The following is a 23,155-nucleotide window of genomic DNA, read 5'->3' as shown; positions in this document are numbered from 1 at the left end:
CTCAGTTAATGTAGACAGCACAGTCTACTAGGAACGAAGGAGAGCCTCCCATGGCCAACAAAATTCGCACCACCCACGTCGGCTCGCTGCCGCGCACCCCGGAACTGCTGGAGGCCAACCATAAGCGGGCCCAGGGCGCCATCAACGACGAGGAATTCCACGCCATCCTCGAGCGCTCCGTCGACGAGGTGGTCAAGCGCCAGGTCGACCTGGGCCTCGACATCATCAACGAGGGGGAGTACGGGCACATCACCTCCGGCGCCGTCGACTACGGCGCCTGGTGGAACTACTCCTTTACCCGCCTGGGCGGGCTCACCATGACCGACACCGACCGCTGGGCCAACGGCGAGGTCGTGCGCTCCACCCCGGGCAACCCGCGCCTGACTTCCTTCCCGGACCGCCGCGACCGCGCGCTGTTCTCCGAGGCCTACGAGGATCCGGAGTCCGGCATCTTCACCGGCCGCTCCAAGGTGGGTAACCCGGAGTTCACCGGCCCGATTACCTACATCGGCCAGGACCAGGTCGACGCGGACGTGAAGCTGCTGCGTCAGGTCATGGACAAGGCTGGCGCCACCGAGGGCTTCGTCGCCGCTCTGTCCCCGGGGTCCGCGGCCCGCCTGAAGAACAAGTACTACGACGACGACTTCGACGTCGTGCGCGCCTGCGGCGAGGCGCTGAGCCACGAGTACAAGGCCATCACCGACGCCGGCTTCACCGTCCAGTTCGACGCTCCCGACCTGGCCGAGGCCTGGGACCAGATCAACCCGGAGCCGTCCGTGGAGGACTTCCGCGGCTTCGTGCGGGATCGCATCAACGTGCTTAACGATGCCATCCGCGATCTGCCCGTCGACAAGACCCGCCTGCACATCTGCTGGGGCTCCTGGCACGGCCCGCACGTGACCGACGTGCCGTTCGCCGACATCATCGACGAGATCCTGCAGGCCAAGGTTGGCGGCTTCTCCTTCGAGGGGGCGTCCCCGCGCCACGCCCACGAGTGGCGCGTCTGGCAGGACCACGAGCTGCCCGAGGGCACGGTCATCTACCCGGGCGTGGTCTCGCACTCCACCAATGCCGTGGAGCACCCGCGCTTGGTGGCCGACCGCATCATCAAGTTCGCCGAGCAGGTCGGCCCGGACAAGGTCGTGGCCTCCACCGACTGTGGCCTGGGCGGGCGCCTGCACCACCAGATCGCGTGGGCGAAGCTGCAGTCGCTGGTCGAGGGCGCGGAAATCGCCTCGCGCGAGCTGTTCTAGCAGCTAAGTTATCCACAGCCCCCGCCTGGTGCGGGGGCCATTTTTGTGCCTAATTGTGCCTAACGATGCCTCCCTGCGGCTACCTGGTTACGTTGCTCCATTTTGCGGCCCTTAGGCAGGTGGCGCCGTAAAAACGGGCGTTTTCTTCTGTTTCGATGCCCGCGCAGGATGGTTACTTTGGCCTGAGTTATCCACAGATCGGGTTTCCGGGCCTTGTAGGGGTTGACGTGTGCTTCTAGCGTGTGGGGCATGACGACGACAGCCATGGACACTTTGAAAGCAGCGCACGCAATCTTCGCGGACGGGATCCAGTATTTGGGCCTGTGCCGCGAGCTGAGCCTGCCTGCCCTGAAGGCTGTCATGTCGGATGTTGCCGCCGCAGCGCACCATCGCGCGTGCCAGACGTTCTTCGGGCACACGACGTATACGCGCAAGCAAGCCGCCGCGAGAAAGGCGGCCGCCGCCCAGGGACACCATCTAGATACTTTGCTGGTGTTGGACAACGCCTTCCGCCGGGTGCGCAACCAGGGCGAGGCCTGGGCCATGCTCATCGAACTGTGCAACACGCCTGGCACCACCAAACAGCTGCGTAGACTAGCCAACAAAAAGGTCCTGGAGCTTAACCGCCCGGCACCGCCGGCCGAAGGCGTGCGCGTGACCCGCCGCAAAGACGGCCCCAGCACGTTTTCGGTGACCGGGGACCCGGAGTTGGTGGAAAACCTCTGGGCGTCAATTAAGACCATCCCGGATGTCGAGGCCCTGTTTAGCGGCGGACTGGAGAAGCAGCCGAAGGCCACCCACGTGGTCATCTCCCTGCCCGACTGGGTCCAAATCCTTGCCGGGGACGGGGACGAAATCACCCTGCAGCTCACCAACGGCACCACCATGACGGGTGCCGAGTACGTCCGCCAATGCTTGTTGGACGCGGGCCTGGCCACCCTGGTGGATCCGAGGCGGGGTCCGGTCAACCAGTACCGCTACCAGCGCCACGCCTCCTCCAAACAAAAAGACATGGCGAAGGCGGAGACCACCACCTGTGCCTGGCCGAACTGTAGGAAACCGGCGGATGAGTGCCAGGTCCACCACATCCACCCGTGGGTCGATGGTGGTGAAACCAACCAAGAGAACCTCACCTTGTTGTGCGAGTTCCATAATTCCTGGAACGATGACGACCCCACCTACCCCAGACACGGCAGGGTCAACCGAAGACACGGCAAGGTGACATGGGACCCGCCCTGGGGCGGCGGCACCTAACGGCTGACGGTTGACGGCTGGCACGGGGTCAGCCGAAGGAGCAGAGCCGCGAGACCAGGCTGCGAGGAGACATCACCGGGAGCACGCCCAGCCGAAACACGCGAAAAGGCGCCACGGACCACGTCCGTAGCGCCTACTCGGCGTGCCTTAAGTCCTTAGAACTTAACGCCTGCCTGCTTCAGGAGATCCTTGAGCGGGTTGAGAATAGCCGGGTTGATCTGGGCGAGCATCACGGTGGCCTGAACGATGCCAGCCAGCAGCGCACCCACCACAGAGACCCACGACATGACTTCCTTGAACTTTGCGGTCGTCTCGACGCTGGAGCCGAACATGGTATCGGGCTCCTCGTCCTTGCCGTCCGAATCGCCGCCCGTCTGGTCGCCGCTATCGGAGTCGCCGTTGGCCTCGGGGGCCTCAGGGTTCCCGGAGTCGCCGGCGTTGCCGGTGTCCTCGCCCTCGCCGGTGCCGTCGCCCTCAGCGGGGGTTTCGGTAGCGGTCGAGGTGGGGGCCGAGGTGTCGGTGGCCTCTTCGGCCATGGCGACCGGGGAGACGAGCCCGAAGGTGACAGCAGCGGCAGCGACAAGGGTGGTGCTAAGGCGAGTGCGGCGCATGGTGGAAACTCCTTAAAAACAAGACGAGAGCAACGATGACAAATATCCTCAGATGAATTTATCAGGTTGTTTGGAGATGTCTACCCCTGCGGTCTCAATAGTGGGCCAGGGCACCCAGGCGCTGGGGATTGTCTGTCAAACTATAGGTATTGCGCCACGGCCGCCAACCGGCCCGCTAGAATAAACCGACATGACGCAAAACTTCGACCCCATCCGAGCATCCGACGTCCAGCTGGCCCAGTCCCGCATTTCGTCCGAGATCGCTCCCACCCCCTTGTACTACTGCCCGCGTCTGTCCCAGATTACGGGCTACGAGGTCTACCTCAAGCGGGAAGACCAGCAAGACGTGCGCTCCTATAAGATTCGCGGGTCCTATTTTGCGATTTCCAACCTGTCGGAGGAGCAGCGCGCCGGCGGGGTAGTGGCGGCATCGGCGGGCAATCACGCCCAGGGCGTGGCCTATGCCTGCCGCACGATGGGCATCAAGGGCAAGATCTTCGTGCCCGGCCCCACCCCGAAGCAGAAGCGCGACCGCATCAAGGTCCACGGTGGCGACGCGGTCGAGCTGGTCGTCGTGGGCGCCAACTTCGACGAGGCGGCAGCCGCAGCCCGCGCCGACGCCGAAGCCCGCGGTGCGACCATGATCGAGCCCTTCGATGCCCGCGACACGATCACCGGCCAAGGCACCGTCGCCGCGGAGATCGTCTCGCAGCTGTCCGCCCAGGGCCGTAGCCTCGACGCGGTCGTCGTCCCGGTGGGCGGCGGCGGACTGCTGGGCGGCATCGTGAGCTACTTGGCGGACATGTCCCCGCGCACGCAGGTCTACGGCATTGAGCCGCAAGGGGCGGCATCGCTGACCGCGGCGCTGCGGGCGGGCGAGCCGGTCACCCTCGACGAGATTGATCCCTTCGTCGATGGCGCGGCCGTCGGGCGCATTGGTTCGCTGCCCTTCGACATCGTCAGCCATAACCGCGAGCGGGTCAGCTGTGACACGGTCTCCGAGGGCGCGGTGTGCACGGAGCTGCTGGAGCTGTACCAGAACGAAGGCGTCATCGCCGAGCCCGCCGGCGCCCTGTCCGTGGCCGGCCTCCAGCTTGTCGATGCCCCCGCCGGCTCCACCGTCGTCTGCATCATCTCGGGCGGCAACAACGACGTGCTGCGCTACGCCGAAATCATGGAACGCTCCCTGGTCCACCGCGGGCTCAAGCACTACTTCTTGGTCAACTTCCCGCAGGAGCCCGGGCAGCTGCGCGCGTTCTTGGAAGAGATCCTGGGGCCGCACGACGACATCACCCTGTTCGAGTACCTCAAGCGCAACAACCGCGAGACCGGTGCGGCGCTGGTCGGCCTCCAGCTCGGGGAGGCCGTCGGCCTGCCGGGCTTGCTGGCCCGGATGGAGGAGTCGCGGATTAAGTGCCAGCGCCTGGAGCCGGGCACGCCCGAGTACGAATTCCTGGTGTCTTAATGGAGCGCTACCCGCTGCCCGCGGCCGGGAAGGTCACCGAGCACGAAGTAGAAATCAAGCGCTCCCGCTTCATCGCGCTAGTTACGCGGGCGCAGAATGAGGACGAGGCGCGCGGTTTCATCGCGAGTGTGCGCGAGTGCTTCCCGGACGCCCGCCACCATTGCAGCGCCTACGTCTACTACCAGGACGGCGCGCAGCCGGTGGAGCGTTCCTCCGACGACGGCGAGCCGTCCGGCACCGCCGGCAAACCCATGCTCGACGTGCTCAAGGGCAGCGGCATGCTGGACGTGTGCGCGGTGGTGGTCCGCTACTTCGGCGGCATCAAGCTGGGCGCCGGCGGGCTGGTGCACGCCTACGGAGGCACGCTCAGCGAGGCCGTCGCGCAGGTAGACCGCGTGACCCGCGCGCAGCGGGAGCTGTACACGATCGAGGTGGAGCACGCCGAGGCCGGCCGCCTCGAGGCGGAGCTGCGAGCCCGCGGCTACGACGTCCGCGACACCCAGTACGGCGCCGCGGTGACCTACACCTTGGCCTGCGCGCCCGGCAGCCGGGACGGCCTGGAAGCCGAGCTAGCGGCGCTGACGCAAGGGCGCGTGGCCCCGCGGGCCGGCGGGCGAGCCTGGGTGGAATTACCTGGTACGTGAGGTAGAATAGCTAGCCATGACCATGCAGCGACGTCCCAACAATCCGATTGAAGCGCGCAAGCAAGCAGTCCGCAAGCACTCCCGCAACGGCCTCATCTCCGTGGGCGCCGGGGTCGGCGGCGGCGTTCTGATGACTATCCTGTTCGGCAACCCGGGCTTTTGGTTAGTGCTCGGCCTGGTGGTGGCTGTCGTCGGTGGCGCCGCCAACTTCCTCAAGGTGCGCAAGATCATCAACCAGAACTACAACAACTACTAATTCATGGATAACCAGCCTGCTGGTAGGCCGGTTCGCATCGACGCGTGGGTCTGGGCGGTGCGCATGTTTAAAACCCGTTCCGCGGCCGCCGATGCCGTCAAAGCCGGCCACGTCAAAATCAACGGCGAGGCCGTCAAGCCCGCGCAACAAGTCGTCCCCGGCGACCGCGTCCGCGTGTGGAAGGACCACCACGAATACGACCTGGAGGTGCTAGCCACCGTGCGCAAGCGTGTCGGGGCGCCGGTCGCGCGCACCTGCTACACCGACCACGCGCCGCCGCCCCCGCCGCGACAGTTCCAGCCGTCGGTGCCCGTTCGCGCGAAAGGCGCGGGGCGGCCCACCAAGCGGGAGCGCCGCCAGATGGAAAAATTCCGCGGCGGCTTCCGCTAGCCTAGCCGCGCAGCTGCTTTAAGCGCCCGCGCAGGCGCTTGGCGCGATCGGCGCGGTTGCCGGTGCGCGCGGTGGCATCGATGTGCGCCTGCCCGAAGCGGTTGAGCAGGAGATCGTCGACCAGCCGGATATGGCCGGGGCGGAAACGGTACTGGAAGGCCTCCTGCAGGGAGGCGATGTCTTCGTCGTTGAGCAGCTCCTGGAGCTGGCGCACGGTGGTGACCCCGTTGAGCTCGAGCAGTTCCGCCAGCCAGCGGTAGTGATCCGAGCGTGACCGCGGGAAGCGCGAGCCCAGCAGCATGGTGAGAATCCCCGGCAACGTCTCTGCGGTGACCACGACGTCTTCGGTGGTCTCGGTGCGCGGGCTCTTGAGCGCGGCGATCTCGTCGAATTGCTGATCGGCGAGCTCGATCAGCCCGGCGGCCAGCGTGAACAGGCGGTCCACCTGCGGCGAGGGCGGGTTCGGGCCCTGCTTGTAGCGGATGTCGTGCTCGAACTCGGCCCAGGCGTGCTGCAGGACGGTGCGCACCTGCACCTCGAAGGTGAAGCCGCGGTAGGCGGCCAGCTCCTCAATGGCGTCGGTCACCCGCAGCACCAGGTGGTGCGAGCCGTAGCCGAAGCCGCCGGAAATCCGCGTCTGCGCCGCCTTGTCGACCGAGCGCAGGACCTCGAAGGACTCGCTCAACACGTCGATGGCCTGCGGGATGGCGGTGGAGTGGAAGACCGTCGCGCGCACGCCGACCAGATCGTGGATATCCTCCCACGGGTGCGGGTAGACCGGCTCGCCGTCGGCGTTGCGCTTTTTCGCCTTCGCCTTGAACGAGGACCAGCTCTTCACGCGGGCGGAGACGTGATCGAAGATGACGCCGGCATCGTTGAGCAATTCTTCGATGGCGGCATGGAAGTCCGCGGCGGCGTGCGGGTGCTGCCGGTTCCAGTCGTGGTAGCGGTTGCCCAAGCGGGCCACGGGGCGGCTCCTTTCCCTAAATGCTTAAAAGTCGAGGCAGTAGTCCTGCGGAAACCCCTGCACCAATAGTAACGGCACCGACGACAATTGCACCCGATGCCGCGGCCGCGTTTCCTGCGCCCGCCGCGCCCAGGCCGTGGCCTCCTGGTGGCTTACCCCGGCCAGCGCAAGCACCGTGACCGGGTCGGGCACGAGGTAGACCAGGCGCTCGACGGCCAGGATGTTGCACAGGTGCTCGTCGAGCAGCAGGAAGGCGCGCGGGTGGGCCAGCCAGGAGCTAATCGGGTAGCGCGAGGTGGCCACCTGCACACCGTTGGGGCAGCCGGGGCCGAGGACCGCGCTGGCCGGCCGCATCCAGAACTGGGTGCCGTACTCGGAGCGGGAGGCCTCCGCCAGGTTGATGGCGGCGAAATCCCATGCGTGTTGGATGGACACTCCCAGCTCGTCCAAGCCGCGCTGGCTGACGTTGATGCCGCCGTCGGAGGTTTGGCACCGCAGCGTCATCGACCAGTTCTGTGACAGCGGCAGGGTGGCCACGGAGTCGCAGAAGCCATCGTCGGACAGGCCGGTGTTACTGGTCCAGCGCTGGCGGACCAAGCGGGGCAGGAGACCGTCTAGGCTCAGCTCCGGGTGCGTGGCGGGGTGGATGGCGGTGGTCACGACTACTCTCCTGACGGGTCGGCGGGAATCCCTGACGAGTAGTTAGACTGCGCCGCGGCCGCAACGGTTCCCTAGAACGGAGGTTCCTCGCTCAACCCCACGGCATCGAGGAGCTCGTTGGCGCTCCAGAAGGTGATCTCCTGGCCCTTGTCGCGCAGCTCCTCGGCACGCTTTTCCTTGGATGTCTTCTTCGCCCACGTGCCGACGACCAGCAGGGTGGTCTTCTTCGTGACGTTCTTGCCGATCACGCCGCCGCGCTCGGCGATGGCGGACCACAGCTGGCCCTTGTCGAAGGGCTCGAAGTCGCCGGTCAGCGTGACGTGCTGACCATAAAGCGGGCCTTGCGGGTCGGCGTCGTCGTTGGGCTCGGGGATGGTCTCCGGCGTGGCGACGGTCTTCCAGGGGGCGGGGCGGCGCGCGCCGGACTCGCGGGTCTGCGAGCGGAAATCCGTGCCGGCGCCTAGGTCGGCCGCCGAGGTCGGCGCCACGTTGTCCTGGAGGACCGGCATGACCTGCTCGGCAGACAGCGCCCCCAGGCGGAAGCCGCACTCGTCGAAGAGGCCGGCGATGCCGCCGGTCAGCCCCAGCTTCTGCGCCAGGCCGGCGACGATGACCCCGGCGGCGCGGGCGTCGGCGCAGGCGTCGTGGTGGCTAAAGGACTCCATCCCGCACGCCGCGGCGACGGTGGGCAGCTTGTGGTTGGCCACGTCGAGCACCCCGCGGGCGGAGCAGTAGCGCGCCAGCGCCAGGGAGCAGGCCAGCTGCCAGTCGGGGACCTCGCTGGAGGTGGCCTGCAGGGCGGCGTGCAGGGCGCTGGAATCGAACTGCGCGTTGTGCGCGACGAAGACGTCGCCGCCCACAAAATCCACCAGCTCGGCGGCGACGGTGGCAAAGGGGGCGGCATCGGCGACATCGGCGGCCGTGATGCCGTGGATGGAGATGTTGACGTCGTCGAAGTCGGGCCAGGTAGCCGGCGGCTGGCACAGCCAGGTTCGGGACTCGGTCTCGCAGCCGTCGCGGAAGCGGACCGCACCCAACTGACAGATAGACCCCCAGTGCCAGTTGGCGGTTTCGACGTCGACGGCGGTGAAATCCAGCCCCGGCACGCCCGGGTCGTGCTCGTCGCTTTGGGCGACGGCGATCAGCGCGCGGATGGCCTCGGCGTCCTGGTGCGGGTCGACGGGGATGGTCACGTCCGTGCCCTCCAGCGCCACCCAGCCCTGCGCGGTGGCGGTGGGCTCGCGCACGCTCACCCCGTTGATGTCGGCGAGCGGGACCGAGGTGGTGGCCGGCTTCCCCAGGCTCAGCGACAGTACGGAGTGGTGGATCTCCACGCTGGTAGCGGTGACATCGACGAGGGCGCCGTGGGCTTTAACCGACACTAAAATCAGGGCCTTTCCAAGCAGGAACTAATCGAGAACGGGCGGCTCCACCTGCTTGAGCAACAGCGTGGAGCGCGGTTGCACATCGATGGTACCCGCTGCCGGGATGAGGATTTCTTCGGTGGGGTACCCGCCGGGGTGTGCGGTGTCGACCACCAGTTTCCACTTCGCGCCGAGATCCTGGGTGGGCAGCGTGAACTCGATTTGCTCGTGGTGGGCGTTGAAAATCATCACGAAAGAGTCGTCGACGATCTTCTGGCCGCGGGCATCGGGCTCGCTGATCGCGTTGCCGTTTAAATAGACCATCAGGGATTTGCCGAAGTCGTGGTCCCAGTCGTCCTGCGTCATCAGCTTGCCCGAGGGTACGAGCCAGGCGATGTCGCGGTCGCGCGCGTCGGTGCCCAGCGGGCCGCCGGCCAGGAAGCGGCGGCGCCGGAAGACCGGGTGGCGGTGGCGGATGCCGATGAGCCGCTTGGTGAAGCCGTAGAGCTCGGAGTTTTTCTCTTGATCCAGCAGCGACCAGTCCATCCAGGCGATCTCATTGTCCTGGCAGTAGGCGTTGTTGTTGCCGGACTGGGTGCGGCCGAATTCGTCGCCGTGGCTGAGCATCGGCGTGCCCTGGCTCAGCAGCAGCGTGGTCAGGAAGTTGCGCTGCTGGCGGCGGCGCAGGCGCTGGATGTCCGGGTCGTCGGTGGGGCCTTCGGCGCCGTGGTTCCAGGAGCGGTTGAAGGACTCGCCGTCCTGGTTGTCCTCGCCGTTGGCCTCGTTGTGCTTGTCGTTGTAGGAGACCAGGTCGGCGAGGGTGAAGCCGTCGTGGGCGGTGATGAAGTTGATGGAGGCGGTCGGGTGACGGTCGTTGTTGCCATAGAGATCGGAAGAACCGGTCAGCCGGGAGGCGAATTCGCCGAGGGTGGCCGGCTCGCCGCGCCAGAAGTCGCGGACGGTGTCGCGGTACTTGCCGTTCCACTCGCTCCAGATCGGCGGGAAGTTGCCCACCTGGTAGCCGTCATGGCCGACGTCCCAGGGCTCGGCAATGAGCTTGACCTGGCTGACCACCGGATCCTGCTGGACCAGGTCGAAGAAGGTGGCCAGCTTGTCGACGTCGTTGAGCTCGCGCGCGAGCGTGGCCGCCAGGTCGAAGCGGAAGCCGTCGACGCGCATCTCGGTGACCCAGTAGCGCAGCGAGTCCATGATCATCTGCAGCGAGGACGGGTGGCGCACACTCAGCGAGTTCCCGGTGCCGGTGTAGTCCATGTAGTACTCGGGGTTGTCATCGTCCAGGCGGTAGTAGGCCTGGTTATCGATGCCCCTAAACGCAATGGTCGGGCCCATATGGTTGCCCTCGGCGGTGTGGTTGTAGACCACGTCCAAAATGACCTCGATGCCGGCGGCGTGGAAGGCCCGCACCATCGTCTTGAACTCGGCCACGGCCTCGCCGGGCTTGCGGGCGAAGGCGTAGTCCTGGTGGGGCGCGAAGAAGCCGAAGGTGTTGTATCCCCAGTAGTTGCGCAGGCCCAGCTCGCGCAGGCGGTCGTCCTGGAGGAACTGGTGGACGGGCATGAGCTCCACGGCGGTCACGCCGAGGTCGCGCAGGTAGTCGGTCACCGCCGGGTGCGCCATGCCAGCGTAGGTGCCGCGCAGGTGCTCCGGGACGCCGGGGTGCTGCATGGTCATGCCCTTGACGTGGGTCTCGTAGATGACGGTTTCGTTTTCGGGCGTGTGCGGGCGGCGGTCCCCGCGCCAGTCGAAGAAGGGGTTAATGACCACCGAGTACATGGTGTGGCCGAGCGAGTCGGAGGTGTTGCGCCCGGTGCCGGGATCCTCGGCGTGGATGTCGTAGGAATACAGCGCGGCGTCCCGGTCGAATTCCCCGGTGAAGGCGCGGGCGTACGGGTCCACCAACAGCTTGGAGGGATCGCAGCGCAGGCCGGCCTCGGGGTCGTAGGGGCCGTGGACGCGGTAGCCGTAGCGCTGGCCGGGCGAGACATACGGCAGGTAGCAGTGCCAGACGTGGGCGCTGACCTCGGTGAGTTCGATGCGCTCTTCCTGGCCGGCGGCATCGATAAGGCAAAGCTCTACCTTGTCGGCTACCTCGGAAAAGAGGGCGAAGTTGGTACCGGAACCGTCGAAAGTGGAGCCCAGCGGCGAGGGGGAGCCGGGCCAAACTTGGGTGATCTGGGGGCGGTGAGTTGCGCTCATGGCTGCTTAGCTTAATGCCAACCGGGCGCTTTCACCTGTCGAGCGAATCGATGCCCGCCAGCACGATGTCCACCGCCCGCGCGAGCTTGGCAGCCCCGGCCTGGAGATCTGCGCTGTCCTCTGCGTCCTCGCTACCGGTGGCCGCCTGGAATTGCAGCAGCGACTGATCCAGGGTGGTAGAGCCTAAGACCAGGTGGACTACCGACTCGGCGCCGAGCTGGCGGGTGGCATCGTCAGCGCCGTGGCCGGCGCTACCCAGCGCGGCCTTGAAGCGCGCCACGAGCTGCTCCCAGGCCAGCGAGTGCGGCTGGGACAGGGCCGCGGAGACGACCTCCGCGCCATCGCGGTGGGCCAGCAGGCTAGCGCGCAGGCTCAGGCTGAGTTCGGCGGGGGAGGTACCGGACAGGGGTGCCAGGATGGCATCGGAAAGCGCGGAAATCAGGCCCTGTTTGTTGGAAATATGCCAGTAAAGCGCCCCTGGGGCTACCCCCAAGGATCCCGCGACGCGCCGCATGGTGGTGTCTGCCAGTCCGTAGGTATCTAGCAGGTCAAGGGCGGCTTTGATGATGGTCTCGCGGGATAACTGCACGGTGACCCAGTCTAGCGGGCCGGCTCTGCGCGGGCCAGAAGCCCCGCGTTCACAGGTTCCTATGACCAAACTGTAACTGTCCTGCCACACAAAGGTTGTTATGATATTCGACGTTAAGGGTGTACTGCCGCTGCGTTAGGGTAGCGCCCCCCGAAAGCCTGTAGTCCCTCAAATCGTCAGGAGAAACGTTGTCCCTTTTCACCCCGTCTAAGATGTCCGTTGCCGCGCTTGCGCTGGTCGTTCCACTGACCCTCACGGCTTGCGGTTCTGACGAGGAAGACTCCACCGAGGCTGCTCCGTCGACCGAGACCGCCACCAAGGAGGCCCCGAGCTCCAAGGCCAAGGACGAGGATAAGGACAAGGACGCCGAGAAGTCCTCCGAGGCCAAGGATAAGGACAAGGACAAGGATAAGGACGCCGAGAAGTCCGCGCAGGGCAAGGAGCGCTCCGCTGCCAACCAGGACGGCGGCAACGGCGGCGGCGACCAGGCCGCGGCGGCCGAGTCCCTGGTCGACCCGTTCGAGGGCGGCGACCCGCTGCAGGGCCAGGCCGACATCGCCCCGGTCGAGAGCGGCCAGGCGGCCGACGGCGCCGTCTCCGGCGAGATCAACGGCCTGGTCCGCGGCCTGTACGACCAGCAGGACATGCGCTCGTTCATGCGCTACATGCCGGATCACACCTGCCAGCGCGTGCTGGACGCGCAGCCGGAGCTGCGCAACGCCGATTACAGTCAGATCCCGCAGGTCTCCATGGACGAGGCCAGCAACGGCCAGTGGAAGAACACCTTCGTCCAGGACATCCGCGACATCCAGGTCAAGGACAACACCGCCTCCGCCACCGTGGAGGTAGCCACCCCGCAGGGGCCGGACACCACCACCATGCGCTTTGCCAACGAGGGCGGCAACTGGACCTTCTGTAACTAGTAACGCCCGGCAGGGTAGCCTTGAAGGCTATGTTGAGCCGCTCGTTTACTCCACCCCGCAGCGTCGGTTTCGCTGCGGGGTTATTCGCTTGCGTAGTCGTGGTCTTCGGCGTCGCGGGCATCTTGTGGGGGCTATGGCGCCCGCGCGTTGCCCTCGCGGAGCTGCCCGAAGGCGGCTTCGGCGTGGACTTGGGCTCGGCGCCGGCGGTGGCGATGCTCAGCTACACCGTGATTACCGGGGTTGCCGGCACGGTCACCGGGGTGCTGGCCTTCACGCGGGGCGCGCGTTTCCGCGGTTTAGGCACCTTGCTGTGGGTGGGCGTGTGCGCGCTGGCCGGGGCCGCGGCCTTCGTAGTCTTTTCCGGCCTCCTGGCGCCCACCGAGCCGCCCGCGATGGTCGACGGCGCGGAGTTCGTCCCGCCCTTCCCGCTCGGGGTAGCCCTGTTGGCCGCGCCCTTTATGGCGATGTTCGGCTACTGGTCGGCCGCGTTTGTCAGCGGCGATGACGCCTGGGAGGCCCAGCCGGCCCAGGAAGCCCCGGCCGCGGCCCCGGCTACGGCCGGCGACCACCACGCGGCCTAGTTGGGCCACTTGACGGGGGAGACGCCCACGACGTCGCGGGCAATCGAGTCGAGCCCGTAGAGGATGTTGTGCAGCCCGATGCCGATGTGCTGGGTCAGCTGCGCGTCCGTGAGCCCCTCGGCCGTGACGACGGAATAGTCGATGTGGACGTCGACGGTGCTCTCGGCATCTGGGTCCGCGTCCTCCGCGTCGGCCGAATTCAGGTGGCAAAACGCCGACGATGCCTCCGTGGTGCGGTTCCAGTCGTTGCAGGTCAAAAACAGCTTGGAGAATTCCGCGGCCGGCAGCTGCGGCTCCCAGCGGCCGTTGATGACCACGGAGGGGCCGGAGTCGATGGCGAAGCTGACCAGGACCTCGTTGATCCAGGCCAGGACGGGGCCGTCTTCGAGGCCGTGCTGGTTGACCACCCCTATCTGGCGCAGGCGCTCCCGCAGCCGCGGGTAGCTCACGGGCGTCGGACGCTCGCTGTCGCCTTCGGCCGACTCCGGAACCCAGCCGGCCCAGCTGGCGTGCGCGCTGCGGCCGGGGGCCTGGTCGACCTCGGTGAAATGATCGATGAAGAAGTCGAAGGCGGCGCCGGCGTTGGAGAGGGCCCGGATGAGGCAGGACTCCAGCTGCGCGGTGGTCAGGCCCTGGTGGCTGACAATCGCCCCGTGCCCGGAGAGGGTGAGGTTTTCCAGGCCGCTGTGCTCGAAGACCATGGTGGGGGTGAAGCAGTCGTGGTTCCACTCGTTGAGCGCCTGGGCTAGGGCATCGATGGCGGAAAAGGCAATGGGGCCGTCGAATTCCAGCCGGCAGTTGATGACGGCGGGGTTATCCGGGTTGAGGGAAAAGGTCAGCCGGCAGTGCGGGCTGTGGTGGTAGACCAGCTGGGGCTGGGGCCCGTCAGCCCAGCGCAGCGGCAGTCCAATCTCCTGGGCGCAGGAGTAGACCCGCGGCAGATCGACCGGCGCCAACGAGTCCGGGTAACCGGGGCGGGGGGAGGTGGTCAACGCCTAACACCTGCTTTCTATTCGGTCTGTTTGGCGCCCGGGGCAGCGGCGCCGGCCGGGTGGGGGCGAAAAATCGGTCGTGCTCCAAGTCTATCTGGTGATACAGGCCCGGCACTGCGAAATTGCTCCTAAGATGGTCTCTACTACCGTTTTGGCCCTTTGAGGAGGCATAAGATTGCTCAATACCATTGATTTGCGGAATACCGAGCTGACGACGTCGGCGCTGCGGAAGGTTTTGCCCCGCGGCGGCGTCAACGTCGAATCGGTGGCCGGCACCGTCGCCCCCGTCGTCGAGGCGGTGAAGGAGGGCGGCGAGTCCGCCGCGCTGGACTACGGCGAGCGCTTCGACCACGTCCGCCCGGCGGCGGTAAAGGTCCCGGCCGCGGCTATCGATGCCGCCGTTGAGGTCCTGGAGCCGCACGTTCGCGCCGCGATCGAGGAGGCCATCGCGCGCGTGCGCAAGGTCCATGTTGAGCAGGTTCCGCAGCCGCACACCACCCAGCTGGGCGAGGGCGCCACCGTCACGGAGGTTTTCGCCCCCATCGAGCGCGTGGGCCTCTACGTGCCGGGCGGGCAGGCGGTCTACCCCTCGTCCGTGGTGATGAACGTGGTTCCGGCGCAGGCCGCCGGGGTGGAATCTCTGGTGGTGGCCTCCCCGCCGCAGGCTGATCACGACGGACTGCCGCACCCGACGGTGCTGGCCACCTGCGCCCTGCTGGGCGTGAAGGAGGTCTGGGCCGTCGGCGGCGCCCAGGCCGTCGCGCTGATGGCCTACGGCGACGACGCGGCGGGCCTGGAGCCGGTCGACATGATTACCGGCCCGGGCAATATCTTCGTGGCCGCGGCCAAGCGCCAGGTCTCCTCGTTTGTCGGGGTGGACGCGGAGGCCGGCCCGACGGAGATCGCCGTGCTGGCCGACGACAGCGCGGATCCCGTCTTCGTGGCCTATGACCTGATTTCCCAGGCCGAGCACGATCCGATGGCCGCCAGCGTGCTGATTACCGACTCGGAGTTTCTGGCCCAGCGCGTCGACGAGGAGATCGAGGCGCGCTACACCGCCACGGCCAACGCCGAGCGCGCCGCCGAGGCTCTGCGCGGGAAGCAGTCCGGGATCATCCTGGTCGACGACATCAACGCCGGCATCCGCGTGGCCGACGCTTATGCCGCCGAGCACCTGGAGGTCCACACCCGCAACGCCCGCACCGTCGCGGAGCGCATCCGGCACGCCGGCGCGATCTTCGTCGGCGAGTTCTCGCCGGTGCCGCTGGGCGACTACGCGGCCGGCTCCAACCACGTCCTGCCGACCTCCGGCACCGCGCGGTACAGCGCCGGGCTGTCCACGCACACCTTCCTGCGCCCGGTCAACCTCATCGACTACGACGAGACGGGCCTGAGCGAGGTAGCCAGCCACGTCATCGCCTTCGCCGACGCCGAGCGCCTGCCCGCCCACGGGGAGGCCATCCGCGCCCGCACCGAACGCTAAACCGCCAACTGCCACCCACACCGACCCTGTCAGAAAGGCTTGTCGTGTCCTTGTCCCTGGAAAACCTTCCCCTGCGCCCTGAGCTGCGCGGGCGCAGCGCCTATGGCGCCCCGCAGCTGACGGTGGCCAACCAACTCAACACCAACGAAAACCCGTACCCGCCCTCCGCCGAGCTGGTCGAGGAGCTGGTCAGCGAGGTCCGCCGGATCGCGCCGCAGCTCAACCGCTACCCGGACCGCGACGCCGTGGAGCTGCGCGAGGCCCTGGCCGACTACGTCACCGAGCGCACCGGCGTGCAGGTGGCGGCCGCCCAGGTCTGGGCGGCAAACGGCTCCAACGAGGTCCTGCAGCAGCTGCTGCAGGCTTTTGCCGGCCCCGGCCGCAGCGCGCTTGGCTTCACGCCGTCCTATTCCATGCACCCGGTGCTCTCCGCCGGCACCCAGACCGAGTTCCTGGAATGCCCGCGGGGCGCGGACTTTCGCATCGATATGGAGGCGGCGCTGAAGGCCATCGCGGAGCACCAGCCAGACGTGGTATTCGTGACCACGCCGAACAACCCGACCGGCGACGTCACGGAGCTCGGCGACATTGAAAAGCTGGTCCAGGCCGCGCCGGGCATCGTCATCGTGGACGAGGCCTACGCGGAATTTTCCGAGGGCCCTTCGGCCGTGCGCCTGCTGGCCGACTACCCGGAGAAGCTGGTCGTCTCGCGCACGATGTCCAAGGCCTTCGATTTTGCCGGCGGCCGCCTGGGCTATTTCGTGGCCGACCCCGCCTTCGTGGAGGCGGTCATGCTGGTGCGCCTGCCGTACCACCTGTCCGCCCTGTCGCAGGCCGCGGCCCTGGTGGCGCTGCGCCACCGCGCGGCGACCCTGGAGACCGTCGCGAAGCTCGCGGCCGAGCGCGACCGCGTCGTCGCCGGCCTGCGCGAGCTGGGCTACCGGGTCGTCGACAGCCAGTCGAACTTCATCTTCTTTGGCGAGTTTGGCGATCAGGCCGCCGCCTGGCAGGCCTTCCTCGACCGCGAGGTGCTCATCCGCGACGTGGGCCAGACCGGTTTCCTGCGGGCGACCGTGGGCCTGCCGGAAGAAAACGACGCCTTCCTCGCCGCGGCCGCACAGCTGACCGACTACCAGACCGACGCAGAGAAAGGACGCGACTGATGAACCAGCCGGAACCCCGCTGCGGGAAGGTCACCCGCCGCACTAAGGAATCCGACATCACGGTGAGCGTGAACCTCGACGGCACGGGCCAGTCGACGATTGACACCGGCCTGCCGTTTTTCGACCACATGCTCACCGCCGTGGCCACCCACGGCGGCTTCGACCTGGAGGTGAGCGCGAAAGGCGACATCGATGTCGACGCGCACCACACCGTCGAGGACACCGCCATCGTCTTCGGCCAGGCCTTCGCCGAGGCAGTAGGGGACAAGCGCGGCATCCGCCGCTTCGGCTCCCAGCTTTTGCCGATGGACGAGACCCTGGTCGAGGCCGTCGTCGATCTGTCGGGCCGCGCCTACTTCGTCATGCACGGGGAGCCGGAGCACCTCCAATGGCAAATCATTGGGGGCCACTACGCTACGGTTATCAATAGGCACTTTTTTGAAACCTTTGCCGCCCACAGCAAGACCACCCTGCACGTCAACGTCCGCTACGGCCGCGACCCTCACCACATCACGGAGGCCGAGTACAAGGCAGTCGCCCGGGCACTGCGCCAAGCGGTAGAATCCGATCCGCGCGTGGACGGCATACCATCGACGAAGGGAGCGCTGTAGCCGCATGTACATGATGGTCTGGATCCTTTTCCTGCTGGGTGGCCTCCTTTTGGGCGGGGCCTGGACGGCCTACCAATCCGGCTCACGTTTCTGGACCATCGTCGCCGCCGCACTCGGCGGCATTACGACCATTACCGCGTTAATTTGGATGATTGGGGAGATGCAATAGATGGCAGAAGCAGGCGCAACGCAGGGCAAGGTTAGTCTGTGGAAGGTCCCGGGGTTCCCGGAGACCATGGTCGCGGTGGCGGCTGCCTTCGGCGCGTGGTCGCTGCTGCTGCCAGTGCTGCCCATGGCGGTGCTTGATTCCGGCGGGTCGAATACGCTCGCCGGCGGCTCGACGGGTGCGTTCATGGCCGCGACCGTCATCACCCAGATGTTTACGCCTTGGCTGCTCAGCCGCTTCGGCTACCGCCCGGTCATGGCCGTGGCCTCCGGCATGCTGGGCATCCCCGCCCTGGGCCACCTGCTGGGCATGGAGATCTGGCAGGTACTGCTGTTTTCCGCCCTGCGCGGCGTCGGCTTCGGCGCGCTGACGGTGGCGGAATCCGCGCTCATCGCGGAGCTAGTCCCGCTGCGCCTTTTGGGCAAGGCCACCGGCACCATGGGCCTGTTCATTGGCCTATCGCAGATGATCTTCCTGCCGGTGGGCCTGGCGATGGCCGAAAACATCGGCTTCGCCTCGACCTATTACACGGCCGCGGCCATCGCCTGCCTGGCGGTGGTCATGTGCCTGCGCCTGCCCAGCGTCCACCCGCGCACCGGCGGCGAGTCCGAGACCACCGAGGCGCCTCGGGCCTCCACCTGGAAGCTGGTCATCGTCCCGGCCCTGGCGCTGACCACGCTGTCGATGAGCTACGGTGTGGTCTCTTCCTTCCTACCGGCCTCGGTCCGCGAGATCGACCCGGCCACCGGCGCGGTCCTCGGCGGGCTGATGCTGTCCATCGTGGGCGGTTCCGTCATGGTCTCCCGCCTGTTCGCGGGCGTGGTCGCCGACCGGCTGGGCGAGCCCGGCCACCTCTACATCCCTGCCCAGTTCATCGGCGGCGTGGGCATGCTGCTCATGGCGGCCGCCATGGTCAATGTCTGGTCCGTGTGGTGGATGGTGCTGGCCTCGGTCTTTTTCGGCATCGCCTTCGGTATCGGGCAGAACGAAGCCCTGCTCTCGATGTTCAACCGCCTGCCGCGTTCGAAGATCTCGCAGGCCTCGGCGGTGTGGAACATCTTCTACGACGCCGGCACGGGCTTGGGCTCGGTCGTGCTCGCCGCCCTGGTCACCGGCTACGGCTACGCGGGTGCGTACGGGGCCGGCGGCGCGATCATCCTGGCCGGCATCCTCATGACGAGCCTGGATGCCTTCCTCGGCCGGCACCGCGTCGCCGAATTCGACAACATCCGTACGCGCCTGCGCCGCCTGCGTAGGGCGCCGGCCCAGAACCAAAGCCGGACCGTGTCTAGGACCGAAGAACTTAACAACGACAACCGCACCACCAACAACAAGGAGCTGGACTAGTGGCGCAGAAATTGGTAGCCCTGCTGGATTACGGGGCCGGGAACCTCCGGTCGGCCCAGCGGGCATTGGAAGCAGCCGGGGCCCGGGTCGAGGTCACCGCCGATCCGAAGGTGGCCACGGAAGCCGACGGCCTCGTCGTGCCCGGCGTGGGCGCCTTCGCCGCGTGCATGGAGGGGCTGCGTGCCATCCAGGGGCCGCGGATCATCGGCCAGCGGTTGGCCGGGTCCAGGCCGGTGCTGGGCATCTGCGTCGGCATGCAGGTGCTCTTCGACGGCGGCAACGAGCACGGCATCGAAACCGCCGGCTGCGGGGAGTGGCCCGGCCTGGTCACGCGCCTGCAGGCCGACGTGCTGCCGCACATGGGGTGGAACACGGTGGAGCGGGACAGCGACGGCGCCATGTTCGCCGGCATTGATCCGGAGGAGCGCTTTTATTTCGTGCATTCCTACGGCGCGCGGACCTGGGAGCTGGAAACCGAAATCACCACCCCGCCGTCGGTGGCGTGGGCCAGCCACGGCGGCGACCGCTTCGTCGCCGCGGTAGAAAACGGCGCCCTGTGGGCCACGCAATTCCACCCGGAGAAATCGGGGGAGACCGGGCTGAAGCTTTTGTCCAACTGGATGGGCACCCTGTAGGTAGGATGTAGACAATGACTCAGCACACAGATTCCTTCGTCCTCCTGCCCGCCGTCGACGTCGTGGGTGGCCAGGCCGTGCGCCTCGAGCAGGGCAAGGCCGGCACCGAAAAGTCTTATGGGGATCCGCTCGCGGCCGCCCTGCAGTGGCAGGAGCAAGGCGCGCAGTGGCTCCACTTCGTCGACTTGGACGCCGCCTTCAACCGCGGGTCCAACCACGAGATGATGGCCGAGGTCGTCGGTAAGCTCGACATCCCCGTGGAGCTGACCGGCGGTATCCGCGACGACGCCGGGGTAGAGCGCGCCCTGGCCACCGGCGCGCGCCGCCTGAACATCGGCACGGCCGCGCTCGAAGACCCGGAGTGGATCGCCCGAGTCATCGACAAATACGGCGACAAGATCGCCGTCGATCTGGCGGTCCGGGAAGAGGCCGGCGAGTGGCGCACCCGCGGCAACGGCTGGGAGTCCGACGGCGGAGACCTCTGGGAGGTCCTCGAGCGCCTCGACGCCGCCGGCTGCCAGCGCTTCGTGGTCACCGACGTCACCAAGGACGGCACCTTAACCGGCCCCAACCTGGAGCTGCTCCAGGACGTGACCATGGCTAGCGATGCCGCGGTGACGGCCTCCGGGGGCATCTCCGCGTTGGAGGATGTCACGGAGCTGGCCACCTTCTTCAACCGCGGCATCGACTCCGCGATCATCGGCAAGGCCCTCTACGAGGGGCGCTTCCGCCTGGACGAGGCTCTTAAGGCCGTGGCCCAGGTCGAACCGCTGCCGGCAGAGACCCCCATCGACCTCCTTGATTCCTCGGAAGACAGAGGATAAGCCCGAAACAAAACACCGCAGGATAAACCCCGACCGAGGATGAGTGAGTACGTCATGACATCGCCGCTGGAATTGCTGGCCTTCGCCGAGGCCATCGTGGATGAGACCACCGATCGTTTCCGCACCGGGCTAGGCGCGAAGCCGGCCCAGTTCAAGGGCCAGGGCGATTTCGCCACCGAGGTCGACATCGCCATCGAGACCAACCTGCGCCAGCGCCTGACCCAGCTGACCGGCATCCCGGTCTACGGGGAAGAATCCGGCGGCAAGCTGGCCGAGACCGTCTGGGTGGTCGATCCTATCGACGGCACCGCCAACTACTCGGCGGGCAACCCGCTGTGCGGCACCCTGGTGGCGCTCGTCCAGGACCACCAGCCCGTCGTGGCCGTCGCGGACTTCCCGTTGCTGGGCCGGCGGGTAGCGGCGGCTGACGGTGCGCCGCTGCGTTCCGTCGGGGGCCCGCCGAGCGGCTTCGGCGGCGGGGAAGACGCCCTGGGCTTCGACGAGGCCCGCGGGCACGTTGGCTGCTCGTCGCACCTGCAAACGCCCATCTTCAACGATCTCAAGCGCAAGGGTCTGCGCCCGCGCATCACGGGATCCGTGGGGCTGGACAGTGCCTTCGTGGCCCAGGGGGTCTTCGACGGCGCGGTGAATTTCTCCCCGCACGCCTGGGACAACGCCGCGGGCGCGCTGTTTGTGCGCTCGGCCGGCGGCCTGGTCACCGACCCCTACGGCGAGGAATGGTCCGTGCATTCGGCCGGTATGGTGGTCGGCACCCCGCAGGTGCACGCGACCATCTTGGATTCCATCCGCGCCAACCAGGCTGACAACTAAAACAGCAGCCACTAGACCAGTAAACACACTGTTAAAACACACTGTTAGAAAAATTCCGAAGGAGTGTGCTCCCGTGACCTTGTCTGTGCGGGTCATTCCCTGCCTCGACGTCGATAACGGCCGCGTGGTCAAGGGCGTCAATTTTGAAAACCTCCGCGACGCCGGCGACCCGGTGGAGCTGGCCGCCCGCTACGGCCAGCTCGGCGCCGACGAACTGACCTTCCTCGACGTGTCCGCGTCGAAGGAAGGCCGCGGGACCCTCATCGATGTCGTGCGCCGCACGGCCGAGCAGGTCTTCATCCCGCTGACCGTGGGCGGGGGAGTGCGCAGCGCCGAGGACGTGCGCGCGCTGCTGCGGGCCGGCGCGGACAAGGTCTCGGTTAACACCGCGGCCATCGCCCGCCCTGAGCTGTTGCGGGAGTTGGCGGAGATTTTCGGCTCCCAGTGCATCGTGCTCTCCCTGGACGCGCGCCGGACCGCGCAGCAGCAGGACTGGGCCCCGTCGGGCTTCGAGGTCACCACGCACGGCGGCACCCGCTCCGCCGGCCTCGATGCCCTGGAGTGGGCCCGGACCGCCGCCGACCTGGGCGTCGGCGAGATCCTGCTCAACTCCATGGACAGCGACGGGACCGAGGGCGGCTTCGACACCGAGCTCATCGCCGCCGTGCGCGCCGCGGTCAACGTGCCGGTGATCGCCTCGGGCGGGGCGGGCGCGCCGGAGGACTTCCCGCCGGCCGTCGCCGCCGGCGCGGACGCGGTCCTGGCCGCCTCCATCTTCCACTTTGGCAAGACCACCATCGGCGCGGTCAAAGACGCCCTGGCGAACGCCGGTTACCCGATCCGTCCGGTGCCGGCGGCGGAAGCGGAGGCGCAGCCGGCCGCGGCCAGCCCGGCGGAGTGCGCGCTGGCCCCGGCCATCGCTAGCCGACTGAAGCGCAACGCGGACGGGCTGGTGCCCGCCGTCGTCCAGTCGGAGGACGGGCAGGTGCTGATGCTGGCCTGGATGGACGATCACGCGCTGGCCTACACCTTGGCCACCCGCCAGGGCACGTACTATTCCCGCTCCCGGCAGGAATACTGGGTCAAGGGCAAGACCTCCGGCAACACGCAGGAGGTCTTGGGCGTCAAGCTCGACTGCGACGGCGACACCCTCCTGGTGACCGTCCGACAAAAGGGCGGGGCCTGCCACACCGGCGATCGCAGTTGCTTCGACGCCGATGTACTACTCTAGGATCCCTGAGTAACCGCAGGAAGGGAGTAGACGTGGGAAAGCGAATTGGCCCGCTGCTCATGGCCCTCGGCGCGATTGGGCTGTGGGGCTCGTCGCGCATGAGCTGGGTCCAGGCCTCCGCAGAGGACGACAAGTCCGGCGGGCAGGTCGTGGATATCCTCGGCTCGCACTGGTCGGTCGAGCTCATGGCCGTCATGCTGTTGCTGCTGGCCGGCACGCTGGCCGGGCTGGTGCTGCGGCGGCTGGCCCGCCGGGTGGTGGCGATCGTCTGCGCGGTGGCGGCGGCCGCGGTGGCCTGGCGGCCACTGCAGCTGCTGACCGCCGGCCCGGACGTGCAGCGCGCCCAGGACATCCTGCAGGCCGGCCAGGACAATGACCTGGCGGTGGACGTGACCTCCATTTCGGACTGGGCCGTCATCACCGAAGCCTCGGCACACACCGCCGGCCCCGTGCTCGCCTTGGTCGCTGCGGCCGTCGCGCTTTTCGGCGCGGTGCTGCTGGCCACCCGCCCGGGCGAGGACACCGCGCGTTCCAACAAATACGAAACTCCCGCCATGCGGCAGGAGAAGCTGGCCCAGGATCTGGAAGAATCCCCGGACAGCGGCCGGGTGCTGTGGGACGCGCTGGACGCGGATATTGACCCCACCGATTTAGACAACCAACGTGGGCGTTTAACCTAAAGTTTGCCAATCGGGGGT

At 67.3% G+C, this 23,155-nt stretch carries 25 protein-coding genes and 1 pseudogene; 19 read left to right on the top strand and 7 right to left on the bottom strand.

Annotation, left to right across the window (positions count from 1 at the left end):
• The first annotated feature begins 50 nt into the window (after positions 1-50).
• Both VVS03_RS02035 and VVS03_RS02030 read left to right on the top strand, forming a co-directional pair.
• Positions 51-1,253, top strand: coding sequence for a cobalamin-independent methionine synthase II family protein (locus tag VVS03_RS02035; protein ID WP_368519053.1), 1,203 nt, complete (start codon positions 51-53; stop codon positions 1,251-1,253).
• 249 nt (positions 1,254-1,502) lie between these two features.
• Complete coding sequence (locus VVS03_RS02030; RefSeq protein WP_368533844.1) at positions 1,503-2,507, top strand: HNH endonuclease signature motif containing protein; 1,005 nt, start codon at positions 1,503-1,505, stop codon at positions 2,505-2,507.
• Positions 2,508-2,662: 155 nt separating this feature from the next.
• Here the strand turns inward: VVS03_RS02030 and VVS03_RS02025 are convergent, their stop codons facing one another.
• Positions 2,663-3,118, bottom strand: coding sequence for a hypothetical protein (locus VVS03_RS02025; RefSeq protein ID WP_368521678.1), 456 nt, complete (start codon positions 3,116-3,118; stop codon positions 2,663-2,665).
• A 190-nt stretch (positions 3,119-3,308) separates the two neighbouring features.
• Between VVS03_RS02025 and ilvA the strand changes: the two genes are divergently transcribed.
• From ilvA to VVS03_RS02005, 4 genes are read left to right on the top strand one after another with little or no spacing between them, the layout of a single operon-like run.
• Complete coding sequence (gene ilvA, locus VVS03_RS02020) at positions 3,309-4,583, top strand: threonine ammonia-lyase IlvA (protein WP_368521677.1); 1,275 nt, start codon at positions 3,309-3,311, stop codon at positions 4,581-4,583.
• The gene (locus VVS03_RS02015; RefSeq protein WP_368521676.1) at positions 4,583-5,227 is read left to right on the top strand and encodes a YigZ family protein; all 645 of its coding nucleotides are present in this window, start codon (positions 4,583-4,585) and stop codon (positions 5,225-5,227) included. Before ilvA ends, VVS03_RS02015 begins: the two co-directional genes overlap by 1 nt.
• Before the next feature lie 16 nt (positions 5,228-5,243).
• Complete coding sequence (locus VVS03_RS02010) at positions 5,244-5,483, top strand: hypothetical protein (protein WP_070769540.1); 240 nt, start codon at positions 5,244-5,246, stop codon at positions 5,481-5,483.
• 3 nt (positions 5,484-5,486) lie between these two features.
• The gene (locus tag VVS03_RS02005) at positions 5,487-5,873 is read left to right on the top strand and encodes an RNA-binding S4 domain-containing protein (protein ID WP_290222382.1); all 387 of its coding nucleotides are present in this window, start codon (positions 5,487-5,489) and stop codon (positions 5,871-5,873) included.
• 1 nt (position 5,874) lies between these two features.
• On the opposite strand, the gene VVS03_RS02000 is transcribed toward VVS03_RS02005, so the two are convergent.
• The 5 genes from VVS03_RS02000 to VVS03_RS01980 form a co-directional block, all read right to left on the bottom strand.
• Positions 5,875-6,840 (bottom strand): GTP pyrophosphokinase family protein, encoded by a 966-nt coding sequence (locus VVS03_RS02000; protein ID WP_368519058.1) that lies wholly within the window; start codon positions 6,838-6,840, stop codon positions 5,875-5,877.
• Between the two features lie 24 nt (positions 6,841-6,864).
• Positions 6,865-7,500 (bottom strand): hypothetical protein, encoded by a 636-nt coding sequence (locus VVS03_RS01995; RefSeq protein ID WP_368521675.1) that lies wholly within the window; start codon positions 7,498-7,500, stop codon positions 6,865-6,867.
• Positions 7,501-7,571: 71 nt separating this feature from the next.
• A complete protein-coding gene (locus VVS03_RS01990; RefSeq protein WP_368533845.1) occupies positions 7,572-8,882 on the bottom strand; it encodes an exonuclease domain-containing protein in 1,311 nt (436 codons plus the stop codon).
• 27 nt (positions 8,883-8,909) lie between these two features.
• Positions 8,910-11,081 carry a glycogen debranching protein GlgX gene (gene glgX / locus VVS03_RS01985; RefSeq protein ID WP_368533846.1) on the bottom strand — a complete coding sequence of 724 codons (2,172 nt, stop codon included), beginning with the start codon at positions 11,079-11,081 and terminating at the stop codon, positions 8,910-8,912.
• A gap of 31 nt (positions 11,082-11,112) precedes the next feature.
• Positions 11,113-11,670: a TetR family transcriptional regulator gene (locus tag VVS03_RS01980; protein ID WP_368533847.1), complete on the bottom strand. Its 558-nt coding sequence runs from the start codon at positions 11,668-11,670 to the stop codon at positions 11,113-11,115.
• 212 nt (positions 11,671-11,882) lie between these two features.
• On the opposite strand from VVS03_RS01980, the gene VVS03_RS01975 reads away from it, so the two are divergent.
• Together VVS03_RS01975 and VVS03_RS01970 are read left to right on the top strand one after the other, a co-directional pair.
• A complete protein-coding gene (locus VVS03_RS01975; RefSeq protein ID WP_368533848.1) occupies positions 11,883-12,593 on the top strand; it encodes a hypothetical protein in 711 nt (236 codons plus the stop codon).
• A gap of 29 nt (positions 12,594-12,622) precedes the next feature.
• Positions 12,623-13,174, top strand: coding sequence for a hypothetical protein (locus tag VVS03_RS01970; RefSeq protein WP_368519064.1), 552 nt, complete (start codon positions 12,623-12,625; stop codon positions 13,172-13,174).
• On the opposite strand, the gene VVS03_RS01965 is transcribed toward VVS03_RS01970, so the two are convergent.
• A complete protein-coding gene (locus VVS03_RS01965; RefSeq protein WP_368533849.1) occupies positions 13,171-14,166 on the bottom strand; it encodes a hypothetical protein in 996 nt (331 codons plus the stop codon). The two genes, VVS03_RS01970 and VVS03_RS01965, sit on opposite strands and share 4 nt — an antisense overlap.
• Before the next feature lie 175 nt (positions 14,167-14,341).
• Between VVS03_RS01965 and hisD the strand changes: the two genes are divergently transcribed.
• The 11 genes and pseudogenes from hisD (at position 14,342) to VVS03_RS01910 (ending at position 23,137) form a co-directional block, all read left to right on the top strand.
• Positions 14,342-15,649 carry a histidinol dehydrogenase gene (gene hisD, locus VVS03_RS01960; RefSeq protein ID WP_368519066.1) on the top strand — a complete coding sequence of 436 codons (1,308 nt, stop codon included), beginning with the start codon at positions 14,342-14,344 and terminating at the stop codon, positions 15,647-15,649.
• A gap of 44 nt (positions 15,650-15,693) precedes the next feature.
• Positions 15,694-16,812, top strand: a complete 1,119-nt coding sequence (locus VVS03_RS01955; RefSeq protein WP_409338384.1) for a histidinol-phosphate transaminase — start codon at positions 15,694-15,696, stop codon at positions 16,810-16,812.
• Positions 16,812-17,423, top strand: coding sequence for an imidazoleglycerol-phosphate dehydratase HisB (hisB, locus tag VVS03_RS01950; protein WP_368533850.1), 612 nt, complete (start codon positions 16,812-16,814; stop codon positions 17,421-17,423). Before VVS03_RS01955 ends, hisB begins: the two co-directional genes overlap by 1 nt.
• A gap of 4 nt (positions 17,424-17,427) precedes the next feature.
• Entirely contained in the window at positions 17,428-17,592 is a 165-nt protein-coding gene (locus VVS03_RS01945) for a hypothetical protein (RefSeq protein WP_296205084.1), read from the top strand.
• Entirely contained in the window at positions 17,593-18,936 is a 1,344-nt protein-coding gene (locus tag VVS03_RS01940; protein ID WP_368533851.1) for an MFS transporter, read from the top strand.
• Positions 18,936-19,571, top strand: coding sequence for an imidazole glycerol phosphate synthase subunit HisH (hisH, locus tag VVS03_RS01935; protein ID WP_368519070.1), 636 nt, complete (start codon positions 18,936-18,938; stop codon positions 19,569-19,571). Before VVS03_RS01940 ends, hisH begins: the two co-directional genes overlap by 1 nt.
• Positions 19,572-19,585: 14 nt before the next feature.
• Positions 19,586-20,395: a bifunctional 1-(5-phosphoribosyl)-5-((5-phosphoribosylamino)methylideneamino)imidazole-4-carboxamide isomerase/phosphoribosylanthranilate isomerase PriA gene (gene priA / locus VVS03_RS01930; protein ID WP_368533852.1), complete on the top strand. Its 810-nt coding sequence runs from the start codon at positions 19,586-19,588 to the stop codon at positions 20,393-20,395.
• 54 nt (positions 20,396-20,449) lie between these two features.
• Positions 20,450-21,226, top strand: a complete 777-nt coding sequence (locus VVS03_RS01925) for an inositol monophosphatase (RefSeq protein ID WP_368519410.1) — start codon at positions 20,450-20,452, stop codon at positions 21,224-21,226.
• A gap of 73 nt (positions 21,227-21,299) precedes the next feature.
• Positions 21,300-22,070, top strand: a pseudogene (gene hisF, locus VVS03_RS01920) (imidazole glycerol phosphate synthase subunit HisF); the annotation flags it as partial.
• A gap of 3 nt (positions 22,071-22,073) precedes the next feature.
• Entirely contained in the window at positions 22,074-22,457 is a 384-nt protein-coding gene (hisI, locus tag VVS03_RS01915) for a phosphoribosyl-AMP cyclohydrolase (RefSeq protein WP_368519411.1), read from the top strand.
• Between the two features lie 32 nt (positions 22,458-22,489).
• Positions 22,490-23,137 carry a TIGR02234 family membrane protein gene (locus VVS03_RS01910; protein WP_368519072.1) on the top strand — a complete coding sequence of 216 codons (648 nt, stop codon included), beginning with the start codon at positions 22,490-22,492 and terminating at the stop codon, positions 23,135-23,137.
• Positions 23,138-23,155: the final 18 nt, after the last annotated feature.

It is taken from the genome of Corynebacterium sp. LK2537 (genome assembly GCF_040946485.1).
In the GTDB taxonomy this organism is placed as follows: Bacteria; Actinomycetota; Actinomycetes; order Mycobacteriales; family Mycobacteriaceae; genus Corynebacterium.
The sequence above is the reverse complement of the archived record's forward strand: the minus strand, read 5'-3'. Positions and strand labels throughout refer to the sequence as shown.

Coding starts and splice junctions, on each gene's coding strand:
- VVS03_RS02010 (WP_070769540.1), top strand. CDS start 5,244: ATGACCATGCAGCGACGTCCCAACAATCCGATTGAAGCGCGCAAGCAA.
- VVS03_RS02035 (WP_368519053.1), top strand. CDS start 51: ATGGCCAACAAAATTCGCACCACCCACGTCGGCTCGCTGCCGCGCACC.
- VVS03_RS01970 (WP_368519064.1), top strand. CDS start 12,623: ATGTTGAGCCGCTCGTTTACTCCACCCCGCAGCGTCGGTTTCGCTGCG.
- VVS03_RS01975 (WP_368533848.1), top strand. CDS start 11,883: ATGTCCGTTGCCGCGCTTGCGCTGGTCGTTCCACTGACCCTCACGGCT.
- VVS03_RS02005 (WP_290222382.1), top strand. CDS start 5,487: ATGGATAACCAGCCTGCTGGTAGGCCGGTTCGCATCGACGCGTGGGTC.
- VVS03_RS02015 (WP_368521676.1), top strand. CDS start 4,583: ATGGAGCGCTACCCGCTGCCCGCGGCCGGGAAGGTCACCGAGCACGAA.
- VVS03_RS01940 (WP_368533851.1), top strand. CDS start 17,593: ATGGCAGAAGCAGGCGCAACGCAGGGCAAGGTTAGTCTGTGGAAGGTC.
- VVS03_RS01925 (WP_368519410.1), top strand. CDS start 20,450: ATGACATCGCCGCTGGAATTGCTGGCCTTCGCCGAGGCCATCGTGGAT.
- priA (WP_368533852.1), top strand. CDS start 19,586: ATGACTCAGCACACAGATTCCTTCGTCCTCCTGCCCGCCGTCGACGTC.
- VVS03_RS02025 (WP_368521678.1), bottom strand. CDS start 3,118: ATGCGCCGCACTCGCCTTAGCACCACCCTTGTCGCTGCCGCTGCTGTC.
- hisB (WP_368533850.1), top strand. CDS start 16,812: ATGAACCAGCCGGAACCCCGCTGCGGGAAGGTCACCCGCCGCACTAAG.
- ilvA (WP_368521677.1), top strand. CDS start 3,309: ATGACGCAAAACTTCGACCCCATCCGAGCATCCGACGTCCAGCTGGCC.
- glgX (WP_368533846.1), bottom strand. CDS start 11,081: ATGAGCGCAACTCACCGCCCCCAGATCACCCAAGTTTGGCCCGGCTCC.
- VVS03_RS02030 (WP_368533844.1), top strand. CDS start 1,503: ATGACGACGACAGCCATGGACACTTTGAAAGCAGCGCACGCAATCTTC.
- VVS03_RS01945 (WP_296205084.1), top strand. CDS start 17,428: ATGTACATGATGGTCTGGATCCTTTTCCTGCTGGGTGGCCTCCTTTTG.